This window comes from Streptomyces sp. NBC_01428, assembly GCF_036231965.1.
In the GTDB taxonomy this organism is placed as follows: domain Bacteria; phylum Actinomycetota; class Actinomycetes; order Streptomycetales; family Streptomycetaceae; genus Streptomyces.
In genome coordinates this window covers 5,954,125-5,970,302 of the sequence record NZ_CP109499.1, presented here as the reverse complement: position 1 = coordinate 5,970,302, position 16,178 = coordinate 5,954,125, and the positions used below count along the sequence as shown (strand labels likewise).

General features: G+C 73.1%; 18 protein-coding genes. 8 read left to right on the top strand and 10 right to left on the bottom strand.

Annotated features, from left to right (window positions below; translation table 11 throughout):
• Positions 1–22: 22 nt before the first annotated feature.
• Positions 23–706 (bottom strand): DUF2087 domain-containing protein, encoded by a 684-nt coding sequence (locus OG406_RS25900; RefSeq protein WP_329188026.1) that lies wholly within the window; start codon positions 704–706, stop codon positions 23–25.
• A 177-nt stretch (positions 707–883) separates the two neighbouring features.
• Between OG406_RS25900 and OG406_RS25895 the strand changes: the two genes are divergently transcribed.
• Positions 884–1,171: a chaplin gene (locus OG406_RS25895; protein WP_164370556.1), complete on the top strand. Its 288-nt coding sequence runs from the start codon at positions 884–886 to the stop codon at positions 1,169–1,171.
• A gap of 80 nt (positions 1,172–1,251) precedes the next feature.
• Here the strand turns inward: OG406_RS25895 and OG406_RS25890 are convergent, their stop codons facing one another.
• The 9 genes from OG406_RS25890 to chpG all read right to left on the bottom strand — a co-directional run bounded on the left by OG406_RS25890 (position 1,252) and on the right by chpG (position 6,765).
• Positions 1,252–2,118: a tyrosinase family protein gene (locus tag OG406_RS25890; protein WP_327409791.1), complete on the bottom strand. Its 867-nt coding sequence runs from the start codon at positions 2,116–2,118 to the stop codon at positions 1,252–1,254.
• Positions 2,102–2,695, bottom strand: coding sequence for a tyrosinase family oxidase copper chaperone (locus OG406_RS25885; protein WP_406360644.1), 594 nt, complete (start codon positions 2,693–2,695; stop codon positions 2,102–2,104). Before OG406_RS25885 ends, OG406_RS25890 begins: the two co-directional genes overlap by 17 nt.
• A gap of 121 nt (positions 2,696–2,816) precedes the next feature.
• Positions 2,817–3,335 carry a hypothetical protein gene (locus OG406_RS25880; protein ID WP_081217330.1) on the bottom strand — a complete coding sequence of 173 codons (519 nt, stop codon included), beginning with the start codon at positions 3,333–3,335 and terminating at the stop codon, positions 2,817–2,819.
• 118 nt (positions 3,336–3,453) lie between these two features.
• On the bottom strand, positions 3,454–4,086 hold the full coding sequence (locus OG406_RS25875) for a vitamin K epoxide reductase family protein (RefSeq protein WP_267050833.1): 633 nt from the start codon (positions 4,084–4,086) through the stop codon (positions 3,454–3,456).
• Positions 4,086–4,583: a DUF5949 family protein gene (locus tag OG406_RS25870; protein WP_329188023.1), complete on the bottom strand. Its 498-nt coding sequence runs from the start codon at positions 4,581–4,583 to the stop codon at positions 4,086–4,088. Before OG406_RS25870 ends, OG406_RS25875 begins: the two co-directional genes overlap by 1 nt.
• A 163-nt stretch (positions 4,584–4,746) precedes the next feature.
• A complete protein-coding gene (locus OG406_RS25865; RefSeq protein ID WP_081217333.1) occupies positions 4,747–4,986 on the bottom strand; it encodes a chaplin in 240 nt (79 codons plus the stop codon).
• An 86-nt stretch (positions 4,987–5,072) separates the two neighbouring features.
• Positions 5,073–5,375, bottom strand: coding sequence for a hypothetical protein (locus tag OG406_RS25860; protein WP_266848466.1), 303 nt, complete (start codon positions 5,373–5,375; stop codon positions 5,073–5,075).
• 248 nt (positions 5,376–5,623) lie between these two features.
• Positions 5,624–6,298: a hypothetical protein gene (locus OG406_RS25855; protein WP_329188021.1), complete on the bottom strand. Its 675-nt coding sequence runs from the start codon at positions 6,296–6,298 to the stop codon at positions 5,624–5,626.
• Positions 6,299–6,525: 227 nt separating this feature from the next.
• Entirely contained in the window at positions 6,526–6,765 is a 240-nt protein-coding gene (chpG, locus tag OG406_RS25850; protein ID WP_081217336.1) for a chaplin ChpG, read from the bottom strand.
• Between the two features lie 319 nt (positions 6,766–7,084).
• On the opposite strand from chpG, the gene OG406_RS25845 reads away from it, so the two are divergent.
• Genes OG406_RS25845 through OG406_RS25815 form a run of 7 tightly spaced genes read left to right on the top strand, consistent with a single transcriptional unit; the run spans position 7,085 to position 16,174 of the window.
• The gene (locus tag OG406_RS25845; protein WP_329188019.1) at positions 7,085–8,254 is read left to right on the top strand and encodes a DUF3344 domain-containing protein; all 1,170 of its coding nucleotides are present in this window, start codon (positions 7,085–7,087) and stop codon (positions 8,252–8,254) included.
• Between the two features lie 40 nt (positions 8,255–8,294).
• Complete coding sequence (locus OG406_RS25840; protein ID WP_267050835.1) at positions 8,295–9,494, top strand: glycosyltransferase; 1,200 nt, start codon at positions 8,295–8,297, stop codon at positions 9,492–9,494.
• The gene (locus OG406_RS25835) at positions 9,491–10,924 is read left to right on the top strand and encodes an exopolysaccharide biosynthesis polyprenyl glycosylphosphotransferase (RefSeq protein ID WP_329188017.1); all 1,434 of its coding nucleotides are present in this window, start codon (positions 9,491–9,493) and stop codon (positions 10,922–10,924) included. The genes OG406_RS25840 and OG406_RS25835 overlap by 4 nt, the downstream gene beginning before the upstream one ends.
• Positions 10,925–10,928: 4 nt before the next feature.
• The gene (locus OG406_RS25830) at positions 10,929–12,332 is read left to right on the top strand and encodes an O-antigen ligase family protein (RefSeq protein ID WP_329188015.1); all 1,404 of its coding nucleotides are present in this window, start codon (positions 10,929–10,931) and stop codon (positions 12,330–12,332) included.
• Entirely contained in the window at positions 12,329–14,317 is a 1,989-nt protein-coding gene (locus tag OG406_RS25825; RefSeq protein ID WP_329188013.1) for a lipid II flippase MurJ, read from the top strand. The genes OG406_RS25830 and OG406_RS25825 overlap by 4 nt, the downstream gene beginning before the upstream one ends.
• The gene (locus OG406_RS25820; protein ID WP_241539690.1) at positions 14,301–15,062 is read left to right on the top strand and encodes a polysaccharide deacetylase family protein; all 762 of its coding nucleotides are present in this window, start codon (positions 14,301–14,303) and stop codon (positions 15,060–15,062) included. Before OG406_RS25825 ends, OG406_RS25820 begins: the two co-directional genes overlap by 17 nt.
• A complete protein-coding gene (locus OG406_RS25815; RefSeq protein WP_329188010.1) occupies positions 15,062–16,174 on the top strand; it encodes a glycosyltransferase in 1,113 nt (370 codons plus the stop codon). Before OG406_RS25820 ends, OG406_RS25815 begins: the two co-directional genes overlap by 1 nt.
• The last annotated feature ends 4 nt before the right edge of the window (positions 16,175–16,178 follow it).

Sequence of the window (16,178 nt, the reverse complement as noted above, 5' to 3'; positions counted from 1 at the left end):
CCGGCCGGTCAAGGCCCGCGGCTCAGGCGGCCTCGGCGGGCCGGCGGTAGACGCCGACCCGGCGGTGCAGGTGGTGCAGGTCCACGAGGTAGCGCCGGAGCGTCACATGGTCGACGGGGGCGTCCTCGCACCAGGCGCGCAGCTTCTCGTTGACCGTCCGCTCCGGGTACTCGACGCCCGGCTCGAAGGTCCGTTCGGCGATGTGCCGCAGGACGACCAGCTTGCGCTCCCACTGGGCGGGCAGCCGCACGAGACGGCCGTCGCGCACGAAGGTCCGCAGTACGGTCTCGGACTGCTCGTCCCCGGAGCCGTAGCTCTCGGCCGCGGGCTTCGACTCCCGTGCGGAGCGGGCGAGTTTGCGGAAGCGGTCGTAGACGACGGCGAGCCCGTCGGCGCCCTCCGCGATCACGCCCTGGTCCCGCAGCCTGCGCAGCGCGGTGGTGGCCTGCTTCGGGGACAGGCCCGTCCGCTCGGTCACCTGTACGGGGGTGGTCGCGCCGAGGACGACGGCCGCGAACACGCGGGCGCGGGACTCCTCCGCGAAGAGGCCGACCGTGCCGGCGAGGTCGGCCGGCTCGACCGGCTCGGTCCGCTCGGCCGGTGCGCTCCGCTCGGCGGAAGGGGCAGGCGGGGCGGACGGGGCAGGAGCGGTCGGCTGTTCGGCCCTCTGGTCACTGGCCCGTTCGGTGGATCGGTCGGTCGGCATGCCCGGCAGGCTAGTTGAGCGGGTGGGGCGGACCGAAGCGAATTTCCGCCGCCCGTCCGGTGCCGGTCGGTGGGCGATACCCCGGTCAACGCCCGTGACCAGGTGTGGGCGGGCGCGTTGAAGGGGGAGTGCGGTCGCGTCCGTGCCACCGCGCTCATCGAACCAAAGGAGAACGTGATGTCTCGCATCGCGAAGGTCGCCGCAGTCGCCCTCGGCACGGGTGCCGTTGTCATCAGCGGGGCCGGTCTGGCCATGGCTGACGCGGGCGCCCAGGGTGCGGCCGTCGGCTCGCCCGGCGTCCTCTCGGGCAACGTCATCCAGGTGCCGGTCAACATCCCGGTCAACGTGTGCGGCAACACCGTCAGCGTCATCGGCCTGCTGAACCCGGCCTTCGGCAACCACTGCTCGAACGACGGCGGCCACGGCAAGGACAAGGACCGCGGCGGCTACGGCTACGGCCACTGACCCACGCCACGCGAGAGGCCCCCGGCAGGAAGTCGCTGCCGGGGGCCTCGCCGTCCCCGGTGTGCGGACGGTGGACGGCCTCACGCGTACCGGTAGACGGCGCTGTGGTCCTCCATCGACTGCGGCGTCACGCCCCACGGGGGCATCTCCTCGTTGCGGGCGATGATCCGGCCGCGCTGGGAGTTCCCGAGACCCGGCGGGCGCTCGGGCAGATAGCGGGCACCGCGGTGCCGCTGCTGCCAGCGCGACCACTGCAGGTCGACGAAGGCGTGGTGCAGCCAGAACACGGGATCGTTGACGGATCCGCCGCCCAGCATGTGACCGCCGACCCAGCGGTGGACGCGGTTGTGGTTGGCCCAGGCGGCGTTGCCCGACCCGTGCCCCCACCCCTCCAGCTTGTTGCGGAAGCCGCGCGTGGACGTGGAGTTCCAGGGCGACGTGTCGTAGACGGGGTCCGCCAGGGCGGCGTTCAGGTCGCCTGCCGTGGGCAGTTGGAGCGGCTGTCGCGGCCGGCCGAGGTCCCGCGTGAGGAACACCCCGTCCGTCACCCCCTCCTTGATGATCCACTTGCCCTGCGCGTAGGCGAACGGCCCGGTCGTCACCTGCCGGTCCGAACTCCGCCCGTTGCCGCCGAGCAGGTCCTTGGTCCAGGGCGCGGACGTCGTCGCACGGTCCCGTGTCCAGTCCCAGTAGGGCACGCTCACCGACGGGTCCACCTTGCGCAGGGCACCTTCCAGCTCCAGCAGGAAGCGCCGGTGCCAGGGCAGGAAGGACGGCGTCATGTGGGCCGCGCGCAGCCCGTCGTCGCCGTCCGCGACGTAGTAGTCGATGTGCGTGCGGACGAACTCGTCGTACTGGCCCCGGCGTTTGACCTCCAGCATCGCGGTGACGAAACGGCGCCGCTCCGAGCTGGTCAGCGTGCTGACGTCCTTACGCGTGTACACCATGGTGGTGGCCGCCCCCTTCCGTACCGCTGCCGTACGGCGTGCTCCCGCCCCCGCCGCTCCGGTCGCCGCCGGCACCGTCCATCCCCTTCATGCCGTCCATGCCGTCCATGGCCTTCATGGCCCGCAGGTGTTCGGCGGGGTCCAGTTCGTCGACGGCGGCACGCGCGGCCTCCAGGGCCGTCGGGTACGACACGTAGTGGTCCACCATGCTGAGATAGCCGCCGTCCGCCCGACGCATCAGGTGCAGGGGCCTGCCGTCCACCGTGACCAGCCACTCCGCGCCGGTGAACGCGACCCGGCCGTCCGAGCCGCTCCTCCTGCCGAGCAGGTGGCGGCCGCGGTACACCTCGTCGAAGGAGAGGTCGTCCTGCCGCTCGGGGCGCGAGGCCCGGGAGGCGGCGACGACGGGGGCCAGTGCCACGGCGACGGCCGAGACCAGCAGGCCCCGCGTCACACCGCGCCGGGTCACGGCCATGGTGTCGGCAAGGCGTTCCGCGCCCCGGCCCGGCACCCGGCCGGCCGGCGCACGGTTCGGTCCGCGCCCCCGTAATCTGCTCGACACCCAGCTGACGAACATGCTTGTCTCCTCCACGGATTGAGGCGGATGCAGCGTCTTCAGCAGGGTTCAACGACGGCGGCGCCGGATGGTTCGGGCGGCGGGCCCGGGCCGGACTCCCGGGACCGCGACCGCGCGGGTCTCAGGCGCCGGAGCCCGTCTCCACGTTCGCCCCCGGGACGGTCTGCAGCAGCGGCGTGAGCACGGCGGCCTGCGGCAGCTTCACGTCGGGGAGACCGAAGTGGTCGGCGTTCGGCGCGCCGAGCGGGGCCTGCAGGGACAGCCCGGGGGTCAGCGTCCGCAGGTCGGCGGCGGGCGCCGAGACCCCGAGGTGGTCGAAGCCCTCACCGAGGATGTGCGGCAGGGGCGTCCGCAGGTCCGCCCCGGGCAGCCCGCCGACGAGCGGCAGCTGGGGAAGCGTGCGGTCGGGCAGCATCCGGCCCTCGACGTAGCGGGGTCCCTCGGGCGAGCCGGGCACCGGTACCGGCAGCTCACCCGCGATGTGGGGCGTCCGCAGGTTGAGGGCCTGCTCGACACCGTTCAGCGGCACGGGGATGGGGACCGTGTCCGCCGCGACGGCGGGTGTCGCGGCGGCGGCACCCACCACCGCCGCCACCCCGGTCATGACGGCGGCGAGAGTTCCTCGTGTGGTCGGCTTCATCTCAGGTACGGTCCCTTTCAGGATTCGGTGGCTCTGCGTCCGTACCGCGTAACGATGCCGGGAACGCCATCAGCGAAATATTCCCCCGCCGGACGCAATAGTCGTCCGATAGGAATGATCAGCTCGTCCAGAAATCCCACCATCGGGTCAGAATCAGCATTCCGATGACACCGATGTGCAGGACCGGAACAACCCAGGTGAATTCCGCGAGGAATGTCTTGAGCCATTCCGGAGCGGGTAGAAAATCATGTCGTACGTTGAATGATGTGACGTACCAGAACATGATGATCGTGGCGACCCACGCCAGGCAGCACCAGAGGCACAGCGAGTTGATCCGGTAGAACGACTGGAACTGGAGCCAGGTGCAGAATCCGACGCCGAAGAGCATTCCGGCGTTGAGGATCAGCCAGTACCAGCGTGGGAACGCGGCCCGGGCGAACAGGCTCACGCCGACGCAGGTCACGACGCCGTACGTCACCAGGCCCAGCATCGGGTTGGGGAACCCGAAGGCGGAGGCCTGGTCGCTCTTCATGATGTTGCCGCAGGACACGACCGGGTTCAGGCTGCACCCGGGCACGAAGTTCGGGTCCTCGAGCAGTTTGAACTTGTCGATCGTGATGACCCACGCGGCGAGGAGCCCGGCCGCCCCCGTGATCACCAGCAGCAGGGCGAGGGCACGGCTGCTGCCCACGGCGTGCCCGCGCGCACCCCTGCCCGCGACGCCGTCCCCCGGCCCTGCGGCGGCCGTCATCAGCCGCGCAGGCTGCGCGCGGGCAGCAGCACGTGCGCGGCGCTGAGCAGGGTGTCCTCGTCGCCCGCGAAGGCCGTCAGGTCCTCCGGCGCGACGGGCTTGCCGGGCTGGGCGACGGGCCAGGCGCGGGTGGCGAACAGGAAGTAGGCGTAGCCGCGTTCGCCCACCGCCGCGAGCCACTCCGTCGGGGCGACGCACTGGGCGTTGAGGTGCGGCATCCGGACGACGGCCTGGCCGCCCTCGACGAGCAGGGTGAGCGGCAGGCTCGGGTGCTTGGACCCGTCGATGAGGGTCTCGCCGACGGGGATCCCGTTGTCGGTCAGCAGCTGCCGGATGGCGGAGGCGGATCCTTCCGGGCCGCCCTCGCCGTCGCCCAGGGAGTAGGCGAGGAGGTAGGGCATGTCGCCGTCGGGAGCTTCACCACTGAATGCCATGACGGCGAGCGTGCCGAGATCGACGGCCCGAAGGGGGCTCATTTGGCTTGAGGTTGAGGTCACCGCGGAACCTTATCGGCGCATCCGTTCGGGCCCCTTCCCGATTTCACCCGCCCGGGCGATGACCGGCCGCGCGACCACACGAACGAAGGACGCGACTCGAACAGCGCGAAGGACCGATTCCACGGCTGCGGAATCGGTCCTTTCGGCGCATGGCCGTACGACGTCAGTCGTTGACGCAGGTGTTGCCGAACGCCGGGTTCAGCAGACCGATGACGTCGACCGTGTTGCCGCAGACGTTGACCGGAACGTGCACGGGGACCTGAATGACGTTTCCGGAGGCGACACCCGGGGACTTGACCGCCGCGCCCTCGGCACCGGAGTCGGCGACAGCGCTGCCCGCGGCGGCACCGGCGGCCATTCCGGCGGTGGCGAAAATCAGCGCGGCCTTCTTGGCAGAGTTCATCGTCAGCCCTTTCCTCGGAGATTTGCCCACGAGCCTAAGGAAATGCCCGCGCACGTCGAGGAAAGACACGCGATGAATTCTTTCCACTACTTCTGAAGGGGAAGTCCGCCGAGCAGCTGCGAGGGGCCGCCGGCCGCGTTGAGCGCCTTCGTCGTGCCGCTCACGGTGCTGAGCAGAGAGTTCTTGTTCTCGGTGTCGAGCGCGTTCGACTGGTGCTGCAGGGGCATGACGTCCTGCACGCTGAGCGAACGCTGGCTGGTGATGGTCTCCAGGGCGCCGTTGAGGCTGGAGGGCGTGAGGTCGGAGGCTCCGGCGGCGAACGCGGGTGCGGCGGCACCGGCGACGACCAGGGACCCGGCGACTACAGCGGCGGCCTTGAGGGACTTCATCGTGTTCCTTTCTTCGGCAACTCATGTCACCAGAGGGAATTCCTCTTTGACATGGCTAACGAGCCCCGAACGCGACGGAAACCCCGCGTGCAGAAAATTCCTGCACCCCACCCGAATGACCGGCGTGTCGCATTCTCATATAAGAGGCGGGCGGACGGTGCGCGGACAGACGGAACCGGCCGCCGTACCGACCCTGCGGGGTCGGTACGGCGGCCGGTGGGCGAGGCGCCCGGTTCGCGGACGGTCCGTCAGGAGACCGGCAGCGAACCCGTCGGGAGGGCGCTCGTCGGCAGCGCCGGAAGCGCCGGGAGGCCCGGCAGGTTCGGCGCCGGGAGGCCGCCGCCGAGAACGGTGGCGACGACGAAGTTGACGAGCCCGGTCACCACGGCGGTGGCCGCGGGGACGACCGAGGCGGCGTCACCCGAGGTGACCGCCTTGACCAGCGAGTCGACGGCGGTCTGCAGGGCCGTCAGCGCGTCGGCCTTGACGTCCGCGGCGGCCAGGGCCCGCGGGCGCTCGGCGTTCTTGGACAGCGGGGGCACGGCCGGCAGCGCGACGGGCGGCACGGCCGGGACGGCGGGGGCGGCGGCCGGCGGAGCGACCGGAGCCGCGGCGGTGACCTTGGCGATGGCGTCCTTGGCGGCCTGGCCGAGCTTCGTCGCCTGGTCGGCGGGAATCTGGCCGTTGTCCGCCTTGAGCGCGGCGTCGACCAGGGCGGTGACCGGGGCCAGGACGCCGCTTATGTCGCCCAGGGTCTTGGTCTGCGCCAGAAGCGCGTCCGCGCCGGGTACGGGCGCCGCCGCATGGCTGTGGCCACGCGGCAGGTCGCCGTCGGCGGCCATGGAGGCCGGTGCGGCGATCCCGATCAGAAGCGTGGCACAGAGTGCGGAGGTCGCGATGCGCCGTACGGGCAGAGCACGCATGGATGTTCCCTTCGGTGGTGCGTCGGATCTTGACTCCACCGTGAAAGCAGTCATCGCACTCTGCAACCGTTCGCATGCCCTACGTAATCGACGGGTGCCTCTACCACCGTCATCGCCGCAGGTGAGGAGCCATGCCGGGCCCCGCTGCGGGTCTCCCCCGTTCGGGGCAACGCGAACCGGCCGCCCTCCCGTCGGGGAGGGCGGCCGGCAGAAGATCCGCGCAGACGTCAGCCGTTGACGCAGGTGTTGCCGAACGCCGGGTTCAGCAGGCCGATGACGTTCACGGTGTTGCCGCAGACGTTGACCGGGACGTGGACGGGAACCTGCAGGACGTTGCCCGACAGGACGCCCGGGGAGTGGGCGGCCGCGCCGTGCGCGTCGCTGTCGGCGGCGGCGATGCCGGCGGTGCCGGCCACGGCGGCGGCGGCAACGGAGGTCAGGGCCAGGCCCTTAGCGATACGCGACATGGAGAAATGCTCCTTGGAAGTCGACACAACATCCGGGCGGGTTGCCCGGCTCTGCATTCAACGCGCGGCGCGCACGCGGGTTGTGCCTCCAAAGGGGTGATCTCACAAACGGCCGGGCTTCACGAATCCGACACACATCACAGGTTTCACCCATAAATACGGACAACAGCTAGAGTCGGCCACCTCCCGAGGGCGCCTGCGACCAGACGCCGACCGGCGCCGGAAGAGAGACGGGGAGCCGGCGCGCACCGATTCGCTCTGCAGATGTCCGTCCCTCCGCTGGTCCAGAACCTTTTCCCCCGAAAGGGCACCGCCGGTCATGCGTATTTCTCCGGGTCTGCTGCTGCGCCGTGCGATGGTGGGCTGCTCCGCCCTCGCCACCCTGTGGGCGCCGGCCGCCGCCGCGACCGCCGCCGGACCCGCCGCGGAGGCGGAGAGCCCGGCCTTCACGCAGCGGTACCACGCGCTCCAGCACGGCGGGATCGTGCGGGCGGCGAACTCCTCGATCAGCTGCCGCGGTTCGGCACGGGCCCAGCACCCCGCGGCTCCCGCGAAGGCCGCCGGCCACCGGCGCGGGGCGACGGCATCGGGCGCCACCCGCTCCGCGGCGAACGCGTGCTCCACCGCCCGGGCGGGCGGCCGGGCCGCCAACGGCGACTTCGACATGTTCTACATCGACGTCGACAAGGACCCGAACACCTACAACTCCAGCCGCTCCGAGGTGCGGCTGCCCAAGGGAGCGCACGTCACGTACGCGCGCCTGTACTGGGGCGGCAACCTCCGTGTCGGCGAGCAGAAGCCGCCGAAGGACAACGGCCGGGTGCTGATCGCCGAGCCCGGCGGCCAGTACAAGGAACTGCTCGCGGACAGCGTGGTCGGGCACCGGGTGGCGCAGGGGGCGGACGCGTTCCAGGCCTCGGCGGACGTGACGCGGCTGGTGCGGGCGAGCGGCGGGGGGCTGTGGACCGTGGCCCAGGTCAACGTCGCCAAGGGCAGGACGGCCGCCGGTGCGTGGGGCGGCTGGACGCTGGTGGTGGCGTACGAGAAGAAGGCGGAGCCGCTCAGGCATCTGTCCGTGTGGGACGGCTTCGGGACGCTGGGCCCGGACGACGCGGAGCGCTCGGTGCCGCTGGGCCCGATGTCGCTCCCCGGGACCGTCAGGGGCCGGGTGGGCCTGGTCGCGTACAACGGCGACCGCGGCAGTACGGGTGACTCGCTCGCCCTTTCGACCGGCCCCGGAGCGCCCACGGTGCTGAGCGACGCCGCCAACCCTCGTGACGATGTGCTGAATTCGACCATCAGTGAGCCCGGACCTGCGACGACGCGCCGGGTGCCCGCGTACTCGAACACGCTCGGCTACGACTCGGACGTTCTCGAATTCGGCAAGGGGATCCGTTCCGGGGGTGACCAGTTGGCCTTCCGGATCGTTTCGCACCGGGACGCGGCCTGGGTCGGGGCACTGTTCGCCGCCGTCGACGCGAAGCAGTGACGCGCGCCCCGGCGCGCCGCCCGTGAGCAAGGAACCGCGCATGTATCTGTCCACCGACCCTCCGCCGCGTGTCCTTCATGTCACGCAGCCGGTCGACGGCGGCGTCGCCCGGGTGGTCGCCGACCTCGTCCGGGCGCAGCTGGCCGCCGGAACCCGGGTGACCGTCGCCTGCCCGGACGGCAACGCCTTCGCCCGGGAGGTGCGGGAGCTCGGCGCCGACGTCCGGCCCTGGCAGGCGACGCGCGCGCCGGGGCGGCTGCTGCCGCAGGAGGTGCGCCGGCTCGGCCGGGTGCTGGCGCGGGTGCGGCCCGACGTGGTGCACGCGCACAGCGCGAAGGCGGGTCTCGCGGCCCGGCTCGCCCTGCGGGGACGCGTGCCGACGGTGTTCCAGCCGCACGCCTGGTCGTTCGAGGCGGTCGACGGCACCGCGGCCGCGCTGGCGCTCCGGTGGGAACGGTGGGGGGCGCGCTGGGCGTCCCGGGTGGTGTGCGTGAGCGACGCGGAGCGCACGACCGGCGTGCACGCCGGGGTGAGCGCCCAGTGGCGGGTGATCCCCAACGGGGTCGACCCGGAGCGCTTCCGCCCCGCGCTCCCGGACGCCGTACGCGCAGGACTTCCGCAGCTCGCCGGGGTGGACCCGGCTGCCCCGCTGGTGGTGTGCGTGGGACGGCTGTGCCGGCAGAAGGGGCAGGACGTCCTGCTGGAGGCGTGGGACGCGGTGCTGCGGCGGGTCCCCGAGGCCCGGCTGGTGCTCGTCGGGGACGGCCCGGACTCCGCCCGGCTGCGCGCGGGCGCACCGCGTGACGTGCTGTTCGCCGGGGCCACCGACGACGCCGTGCCCTGGTACCAGGCCGCCGATCTCGTGGTGCTGCCGTCCCGTTGGGAGGGCATGGCGCTGGCCCCCCTGGAGGCCATGGCCTGCGGCCGTCCGGTCGTGATGACGGACGTGGACGGCGCGCGGGAGAGCCTCCCGGCCGGTCACGACCCCCGCTGTCTGGTCCCCGCGCGGGAGCCGGAACCCCTCGCCGAGTCGATCGGCGCCCTGCTGTCCGAACCGGAGCTGCGCGAGTCGCTCGGCCGGCAGGGGCGCCGCCATGTACTGACCACGCACGACGTGCGCCTCACGGCCGACGCGGTCGCGGGGGTCTACCGCGAACTGCTGGCCGGCGTACCGGCGCAGCACGCCGGGAGCGCCGCGTGCGGGGACCACACCGAGTGCAGGGAGTCCATCCACTCGTGACTGCGGAAAGCACCGTTCCCTCCCCCGGCGGACAGCCCCGGGAGTACGGATTCTCGCCCGTCTCGGTCATCCCTCCACGCGGGGCCGACGGTGGTTTCAGATTTCCGGCCGGCCGGCGGACGGCGGCCCGGCGGGCCGCCTGGGCGCCGCTGGTCGCCGTGGACGCCGTCGCGGCTCTGGCGAGCGGGCAGGCGCTCACGGAGAGCAGGCATCCGCTGTTCGTCGTCGCGCTGCTGGTCGGCGTGGTCGCTCTGAACGCGCGGGCGTCGCTCTACCGTCCGGCGCCCGTACCGGTCCTGCTCGACGAACTGCCCACCCTGTGCGCGCGGGTCGCGGTCACCTGGTGCACGCTCGCGGCGCTGGTCGCCGCGCTCGTCCCGGACGCCGCGCTGTCCGCGCGGACGCTCGTCCTGGGCTGCGCGGCGCAGTCGGCGATCAGCTGCGCGGGGCGCGGCACGGTGCACTGGCGCCGCCGCCGGTCCCTGGTCCTGCACCCGGGCGCGGCCCTGGTCGTCGGCCCCGCCGCGACGGCGCAACGGGTGGCGGCGGCCTTCCTGCGTCACCCGAACTGCGGGGTCCGGCCGGTCGGTGTCGTCGCCGACCAGCCGGCCGGCGTCGAGGGCCTGCCGGTCCTGACGACCGGTGAGGAGGTGCAGCGGGCCCTCATCCAGAACGGCGTGCGGTCCGTGCTCGTGGTGGAGCCCGCCGCCGAACGCGCCCCGATGCTGCGGGCGTTGGCGGAGGCGGGCTGCGAGCTGTGGGAGGTCGACGCGGACTCCCCGTCGTACGAGCGGGACGGGCGGGACACGCTGGCCGGGTTCGCCTGCCGCCGGCTGTCCATGACGCTGCGCCGCTCCAGCGTCGGCAAGCGGCTGCTGGACGTCGCCGTCTCCGGGACGCTGCTGCTCATGGTCAGTCCGCTGCTGCTGCTCTGCGCGGTGGTCCTGCGGCTGAGCGACGGGCCGGGGGTGGTGTTCCGGCAGGAGCGCATCGGCAAGGACGGGCGGCCTTTCACCCTGCTGAAGTTCCGCACCCACCGCCCGGTCGACGCGCACGAGGCGGCGACCCGCTGGAGTGTGGCCAACGAGCTGAGGATGAGCCCCTTCTGCCACTTCCTGCGGCGCACCTCGCTCGACGAGCTGCTCCAGCTGTGGAACGTCTTCTGGGGCGACATGAGCCTGGTCGGGCCGCGCCCCGAACGCCCGTACTTCGTCGCCAAGTTCAGCCAGACCTACCCCGGTTACGCGGCCCGGCACCGGATGCGGACCGGCATCACCGGCCTCGCCCAGGTGCACGGGCTGCGCGGCGACACCTCGATCGAGGACCGCTGCCGGTTCGACAACGCCTACATCGACAACTGGTCGCTGTGGCAGGACATCTGCATCCTGCTGCGCACGGCCGCCGCGCTCGTCCGTCCGACGGGGAGCTGAGCCGATGAGCGACGCCCTGACCGTCACTCCGCTGGACAGCGCGATCGCCGTCCTGCGGCGCGCGCTGCCGGTGCTGCCCGTCGTCGTGGTGATCGCCCTGCTCGGGCTGCCGGTCGCGCCGGGCGGCGAGGGCGGCGCGAACATCGCGGACGCCATGTCCGGTGTGGTCGTGGTGAGTTGCGCGATCCGTCTCGTACGGGCCCGTCGGCGTCCGTTGTCCGCGACCGCGGCGGTGGTCCTCGGGCTCCCGGTGGTCGGCATCGCGGTCGCGGCGGCCGGGGCGGCGGACCCGGGGGCCGGGATCACCGGCCTCGCCCGGTACCTCCAGATCTTCGTGCTGGTCCCCGCCGCCGTCCTGCTCTCGGTACGCGACCGGCGCGACTTCCGGCTGCTGGCCTGGTCGTTCGTCGGCCTGGCGCTGTGGCAGGGGGCGGTCGGCGTGCAGCAGTACGTCACCGGGACCGGCGCCTCCTACCAGGGCGAGGACGTGCGCGCGGTCGGCACCTTCGGGCCGACGGACGTGATGGGGATGGCGACGGTCGTCGCGTTCGGGCTGGTCTGCGCGGTGGCGCTGGCCCTCGGGACGAGCGCGGCACGTCAGCGCGCGGTCGCCACGGCCTGCGCGCTGGCCCTGCTGCTGCCGCTCGCCCTGTCGTTCAGCCGGGGTGCCTGGATCGCCACCACCGTGGCCTGCGGAGCACAGCTGGTCCTCGCGGGCCTGCGTCGCGCGGCGAAGGTGGGCGCGGTGGTTCTCGCCACCGGGGTGATCCTGGTCGGCGGCCTCGGAGTCGGCACCGCGATGCTGCAGGAGCGCATCGCGAGCATCACACAGGTCACGGACGCGCCCGACCAGTCGGTCGTCGACCGGTACACGATGTGGGCCGCCGCCACCGACATGTGGCGCGAACACCCGCTCACAGGCGTCGGGCTGAAGGGATTCCCCGACAACCGTGACGGCCACGCCTCGCTCGCCCTCTCCGCGGGCAGCGACATCGCGGGCGCGGGCGCCGCCTTCCACAAGCAGGCGCTGCTCTCCCCGCACAACATGTACCTCCTCGTCCTCAGCGAGCAGGGCCTCATCGGGCTGCTCGCGCTCGGAGGCAGCTGGCTCGCGCTTCTGGTGTGCGCGCTGCGCGGGCTCCTCCGGGTACGGCGCACACCCCCGGGGGCCCGGTCCGCCGGGGCCCGGATCCCGGCCGGCACGGACTGCGCGCTCGTCGCGTGCGGGCTGATCGTCTGGCAGTTGACCGACTTCGTGTACGCGGACATCGGCGGCCCCTCCACGGTGCTGACCGCTGTCGTGTTCGGCCTCATCGGCTGGTGGGCGCTGGTCGACCAGGCGGCCCCGGCCGGCCCGGAGGCCCCGGCCGCGGCCCCTTCCGTACCCGAGGAGGCCGCGGCGCGATGACGGTCACGCCGCCCAGGGCGGGGGAAGACACGGACGCGAACGAGGGCGCGGACACGGGGGCAGGGGCGGACGCGGAACGGAACTCCGAGCGGGCCACCGGCGTCGGGCCGACCGCCGCGAGCGCGGCCCGCCACCCGGCGCCGACCAGCTCGACCACCGGCACGGCAGCGGGGTGGGCACCGATGGCAACCACGGGCACGGCGGCGCAACCCAGCGGGACGACGGCCGCGGGTACGGGGACGCACCCCGGCGCGACGACGGCAGCCGGTGGGGCGACGGAACCCGGGGCGAGGGCGGGCGCCGGTACGACGGCGGAGGCCGGGGCGACGGCGTCCGCCGGTGCGGCGCTCCCCGGCGCCCGTACCGCTCCGCCCGCTCTCCCCTCCACCGATCCTCCCGGCCCCGGGCAGCAGGAGGCCCGGTCCGAAGCGGCCGCCTCCAACCGGTTCCTCGCGAAGGCCGCGCTGGTCACCGTCGCGCTCTCGATCGCCGGAGCGGTCCTCGGCCTCGGCCGGGACCAGGCGCTCGCCCACCTGTTCGGGGCCGGATCGGACACGGACGCGTTCCTGGTCGCGTGGACGGTCCCGGAGTTCGCGGCGACGCTGCTGATCGAGGACGGACTGGCCTTCGTGCTGGTCCCGTTGTTCAGCGTGGCCGTCGCCCGGCGCGCGCGGGGAGACGCGGGGGATCCCGTACGGGCCCTGGTCGCCGCCACGCTGCCGCGGCTGACGCTCGCCTTCGCCGCGGTCGGCGCGCTGCTGATCGCCGGCGCCCCCTACCTCGTCGAGGCGCTCGCGCCCGGCCTGCCCGACCCCCGGCTCGCGGTGGACTGCACCCGGCTGACCGCGACCTGCGTGTTCTCCTTCGGACTGGCCGGCTACTGCAGCGCGGCCCTGCGGGCGCACCGCCGGTTCGTCGCGCCGGCGGCGATCTACGTGGCGTACAACGCCGGGATCATCGCGGCGATGTTCGTCCTCGGCAGCCGCTGGGGCGTGCGCTCGGCGGCGCTGGGGGTGGCGGTCGGCGGCGCCCTGATGGTGGTGGCGCAACTCCCCTCGGTGGGACGGCAGCTGCGGCGCAAGGAGTCGGCCGGAGAACTCCTGGAGAGCGAGCCGGCCCGGCCGATGGACCTGACGCTCGTCAGCACGGTGCTGCTCTTCGCGCTCTGCCGGCAGTCCCAGGTCCTCGTCGAACGCTTCCTCGCCTCCTCGCTGCCCGCCGGGGCGATCTCGCATCTGAACTACGCGCAGAAGGTGGCGCAGATGCCGATGGTCCTCTCGCTGATGCTGTGCACGGTCACCTTCCCGGTGGTCGCGCAGGCGATCGCCGAGGGGGACACGGAGCGGGCCCGCGACCGGGTGGAGCGCGATCTGGCGCTCGTGTCCTGCACGGTGCTGCTGGGCGCGGCGGCGGTCGCCGCCTGCGCACCGCAGATCATCCAGCTCCTCTTCCAGCGGGGCGCGTTCACCGCCGCGGACACGGCCGCCACGGCGTCGGTCATGCGGGTGTACGCGCTCGGACTGCTCGGTCACACGCTGGTCGGCGCGCTCGTGCGGTCGTACTTCTCCTCGGGGCGGCCCACCTGGTACCCGCTGTTCGCGATGACCGCCGGGATCATCGCGACCTCCTGGATCGGCGTCCTGGCCGTCGGCCCGTGGGGGGTGTGCGGCATCGCCGCCGCCAACGCCACCGGCATCACCCTCAGCGCCGTGCTCCTGCTGTACGGCACGGGGCCGCGCAGTGTGCCGATCCGCACCCGCCGGGTGCTGACCGAGATCGGCAAACCGCTGCGGGCCGCGCTGGTCGCCGCGGTGGCCGGGGGTCTGTGCGCGAGCCGCCCGGACTCCCCGCTGCTCGGCCTCGTCCTCGGCGGCACGGTCGTGACCGTCGTCTTCGCCCTGCTGGCCTGGATCCTCCGGGTCGAGGGGTTCGCACCCGCACTCCGTTCCGTCACACGAAGGGTTCCGTATGCCCGTTTCCGCTGACAGCAGCAGACGTACCGGCACGAGCTCCCTCGACGCCCCGCCCTGGGTGGCGATGTACCACTCCGTCGGGGACTGCTCCGACGACCCGTACCGCATCACGGTCTCCCCGGACCGCCTCGACCAGCAGCTGAGCTGGCTGCGCCGCCGCGGGCTGCGCGGGGTGGGGATGGCCGACCTGCTCGCCGCCCGCGCCCGCGGCGAGGCCCGTGACCTGGTGGGTCTCACCTTCGACGACGGGTACGCGGACTTCGTCGACACGGCGCTCCCCCTCCTGCACCGGTACGGCTTCGGCGCCACCCTCTTCGTGCTGCCCGGACGGCTCGGCGGCGACAACGGCTGGGACCCGCTGGGCCCCCGCAAGCCGTTGCTGTCCAAGCAGGGCATCCGGCTCGCCGCCGCCTCCGAGGGTGTCGAGGTCGGCTCGCACGGCCTGACGCACGTCGACCTGACGAAGGCCGACGACACGGTGCTGCACGCCGAGGTCGCGGAGAGCAGAGCGGTGCTCTCGGAGTTGATCGGCGCTCCGGTCGAGGGCTTCTGCTACCCCTACGGGACCATCGACGAGCGGGTCGTCGACGCCGTCCGCGACGCCGGGTACGGCTACGGGTGCGCGATCGACCCCGGCCCGCTCTCCGGCCCGCACGCCCTCCCCCGCGTGCACGTCGGCGAGAACGACACCCCCGTACGCATGCTCCTGAAGCACAAGCTGCACCGACTGCGCCGGCGCCCCGTCGAGGGGGTCTGATGAAGGCGCTGCACATCATCACCGGCCTCGGGGTCGGCGGCGCCGAGCAGCAACTGCGGCTGCTGCTGCGGCATCTGCCCGTCGAGTGCGACGTCGTGACGCTCACCAACCCGGGTGCCGTCGCCGCCGGACTCACCGACGACGGTGTGCGCGTGATCGACCTCGGCATGACCGGCAACCGTGACCTCGGGGCACTGCCCCGGCTGGTGAAGGTGATCCGCGCGGGCCGCTACGACCTCGTGCACACCCACCTCTACCGGGCCTGTGTCTACGGCAGGCTCGCCGCCCGGCTGGCCGGGGTGAAGGCCGTCGTGGCCACCGAACACTCCCTCGGCGACTCCCAGATGGAGGGGCGCCGACTCAGCTCCGGCGTCCGCGCCCTCTACCTGGCCAGCGAGCGGCTCGGCCGGTCCACCGTCGCCGTGTCGCCCACGGTCGCCGACCGGCTGCGCCGCTGGGGCGTGCCCGGGCCGCGCATCGAGGTCGTGCCGAACGGCGTCGACGTGGCCCGTTTCCGCTTCGCCCCCGTGCTGCGCGAACGCACCCGCCGCCGGCTCGGGCTGCCGGAGGGCGCGTACGTCGTCGGCGGGGTCGGACGCCTCGCGGCGGGCAAGCGGTTCGACGTCCTGATCCGGGCGCTGGCCGAACTGCCCGACGACTGCTGGCTGCTGCTCGTCGGCGGCGGCACGGAGGAGAGCGTGCTGCGGCGCGCCGCGCACGACGCCGGGGTGGCGGACCGGGTGCTCTTCACCGGCGAACGCCCCACCGGCGGCTCCCCCGGCGCCGACCTGCCGTCGCTGATAGGAGCCATGGACGTCCTCGCCTCGCCCAGCCCGGAGGAGGCGTTCGGGCTGGCCGTGGTGGAGGCGATGGCGGCCGGACTGCCGGTGCTGTACGTCTCCTGCCCGGCCGTCGAGGACCTGCCGCCCGAAGCGGCCCGCGGCGCCCTGCGGGTCGGGGGCGACGCCGACTCGTTCGTCCGCGCCCTGGCCCGCGTCCGTACGGAGGGCCCGGCCCCCCGCGCGGCGGCGGACGCCGCCCACCACTACTGCATCACCCGCAGCGCCGCACGGCTCATGGACGTGTACGCGGCCGCTGTCTCGCGCACCTGAACTG

Coding starts and splice junctions, on each gene's coding strand:
- OG406_RS25900 (WP_329188026.1), bottom strand. CDS start 706: ATGCCGACCGACCGATCCACCGAACGGGCCAGTGACCAGAGGGCCGAA.
- OG406_RS25895 (WP_164370556.1), top strand. CDS start 884: ATGTCTCGCATCGCGAAGGTCGCCGCAGTCGCCCTCGGCACGGGTGCC.
- OG406_RS25890 (WP_327409791.1), bottom strand. CDS start 2,118: ATGGTGTACACGCGTAAGGACGTCAGCACGCTGACCAGCTCGGAGCGG.
- OG406_RS25885 (WP_406360644.1), bottom strand. CDS start 2,695: ATGTTCGTCAGCTGGGTGTCGAGCAGATTACGGGGGCGCGGACCGAAC.
- OG406_RS25880 (WP_081217330.1), bottom strand. CDS start 3,335: ATGAAGCCGACCACACGAGGAACTCTCGCCGCCGTCATGACCGGGGTG.
- OG406_RS25875 (WP_267050833.1), bottom strand. CDS start 4,086: ATGACGGCCGCCGCAGGGCCGGGGGACGGCGTCGCGGGCAGGGGTGCG.
- OG406_RS25865 (WP_081217333.1), bottom strand. CDS start 4,986: ATGAACTCTGCCAAGAAGGCCGCGCTGATTTTCGCCACCGCCGGAATG.
- OG406_RS25860 (WP_266848466.1), bottom strand. CDS start 5,375: ATGAAGTCCCTCAAGGCCGCCGCTGTAGTCGCCGGGTCCCTGGTCGTC.
- OG406_RS25855 (WP_329188021.1), bottom strand. CDS start 6,298: ATGCGTGCTCTGCCCGTACGGCGCATCGCGACCTCCGCACTCTGTGCC.
- chpG (WP_081217336.1), bottom strand. CDS start 6,765: ATGTCGCGTATCGCTAAGGGCCTGGCCCTGACCTCCGTTGCCGCCGCC.
- OG406_RS25845 (WP_329188019.1), top strand. CDS start 7,085: ATGCGTATTTCTCCGGGTCTGCTGCTGCGCCGTGCGATGGTGGGCTGC.
- OG406_RS25840 (WP_267050835.1), top strand. CDS start 8,295: ATGTATCTGTCCACCGACCCTCCGCCGCGTGTCCTTCATGTCACGCAG.
- OG406_RS25830 (WP_329188015.1), top strand. CDS start 10,929: ATGAGCGACGCCCTGACCGTCACTCCGCTGGACAGCGCGATCGCCGTC.
- OG406_RS25825 (WP_329188013.1), top strand. CDS start 12,329: ATGACGGTCACGCCGCCCAGGGCGGGGGAAGACACGGACGCGAACGAG.
- OG406_RS25820 (WP_241539690.1), top strand. CDS start 14,301: ATGCCCGTTTCCGCTGACAGCAGCAGACGTACCGGCACGAGCTCCCTC.
- OG406_RS25815 (WP_329188010.1), top strand. CDS start 15,062: ATGAAGGCGCTGCACATCATCACCGGCCTCGGGGTCGGCGGCGCCGAG.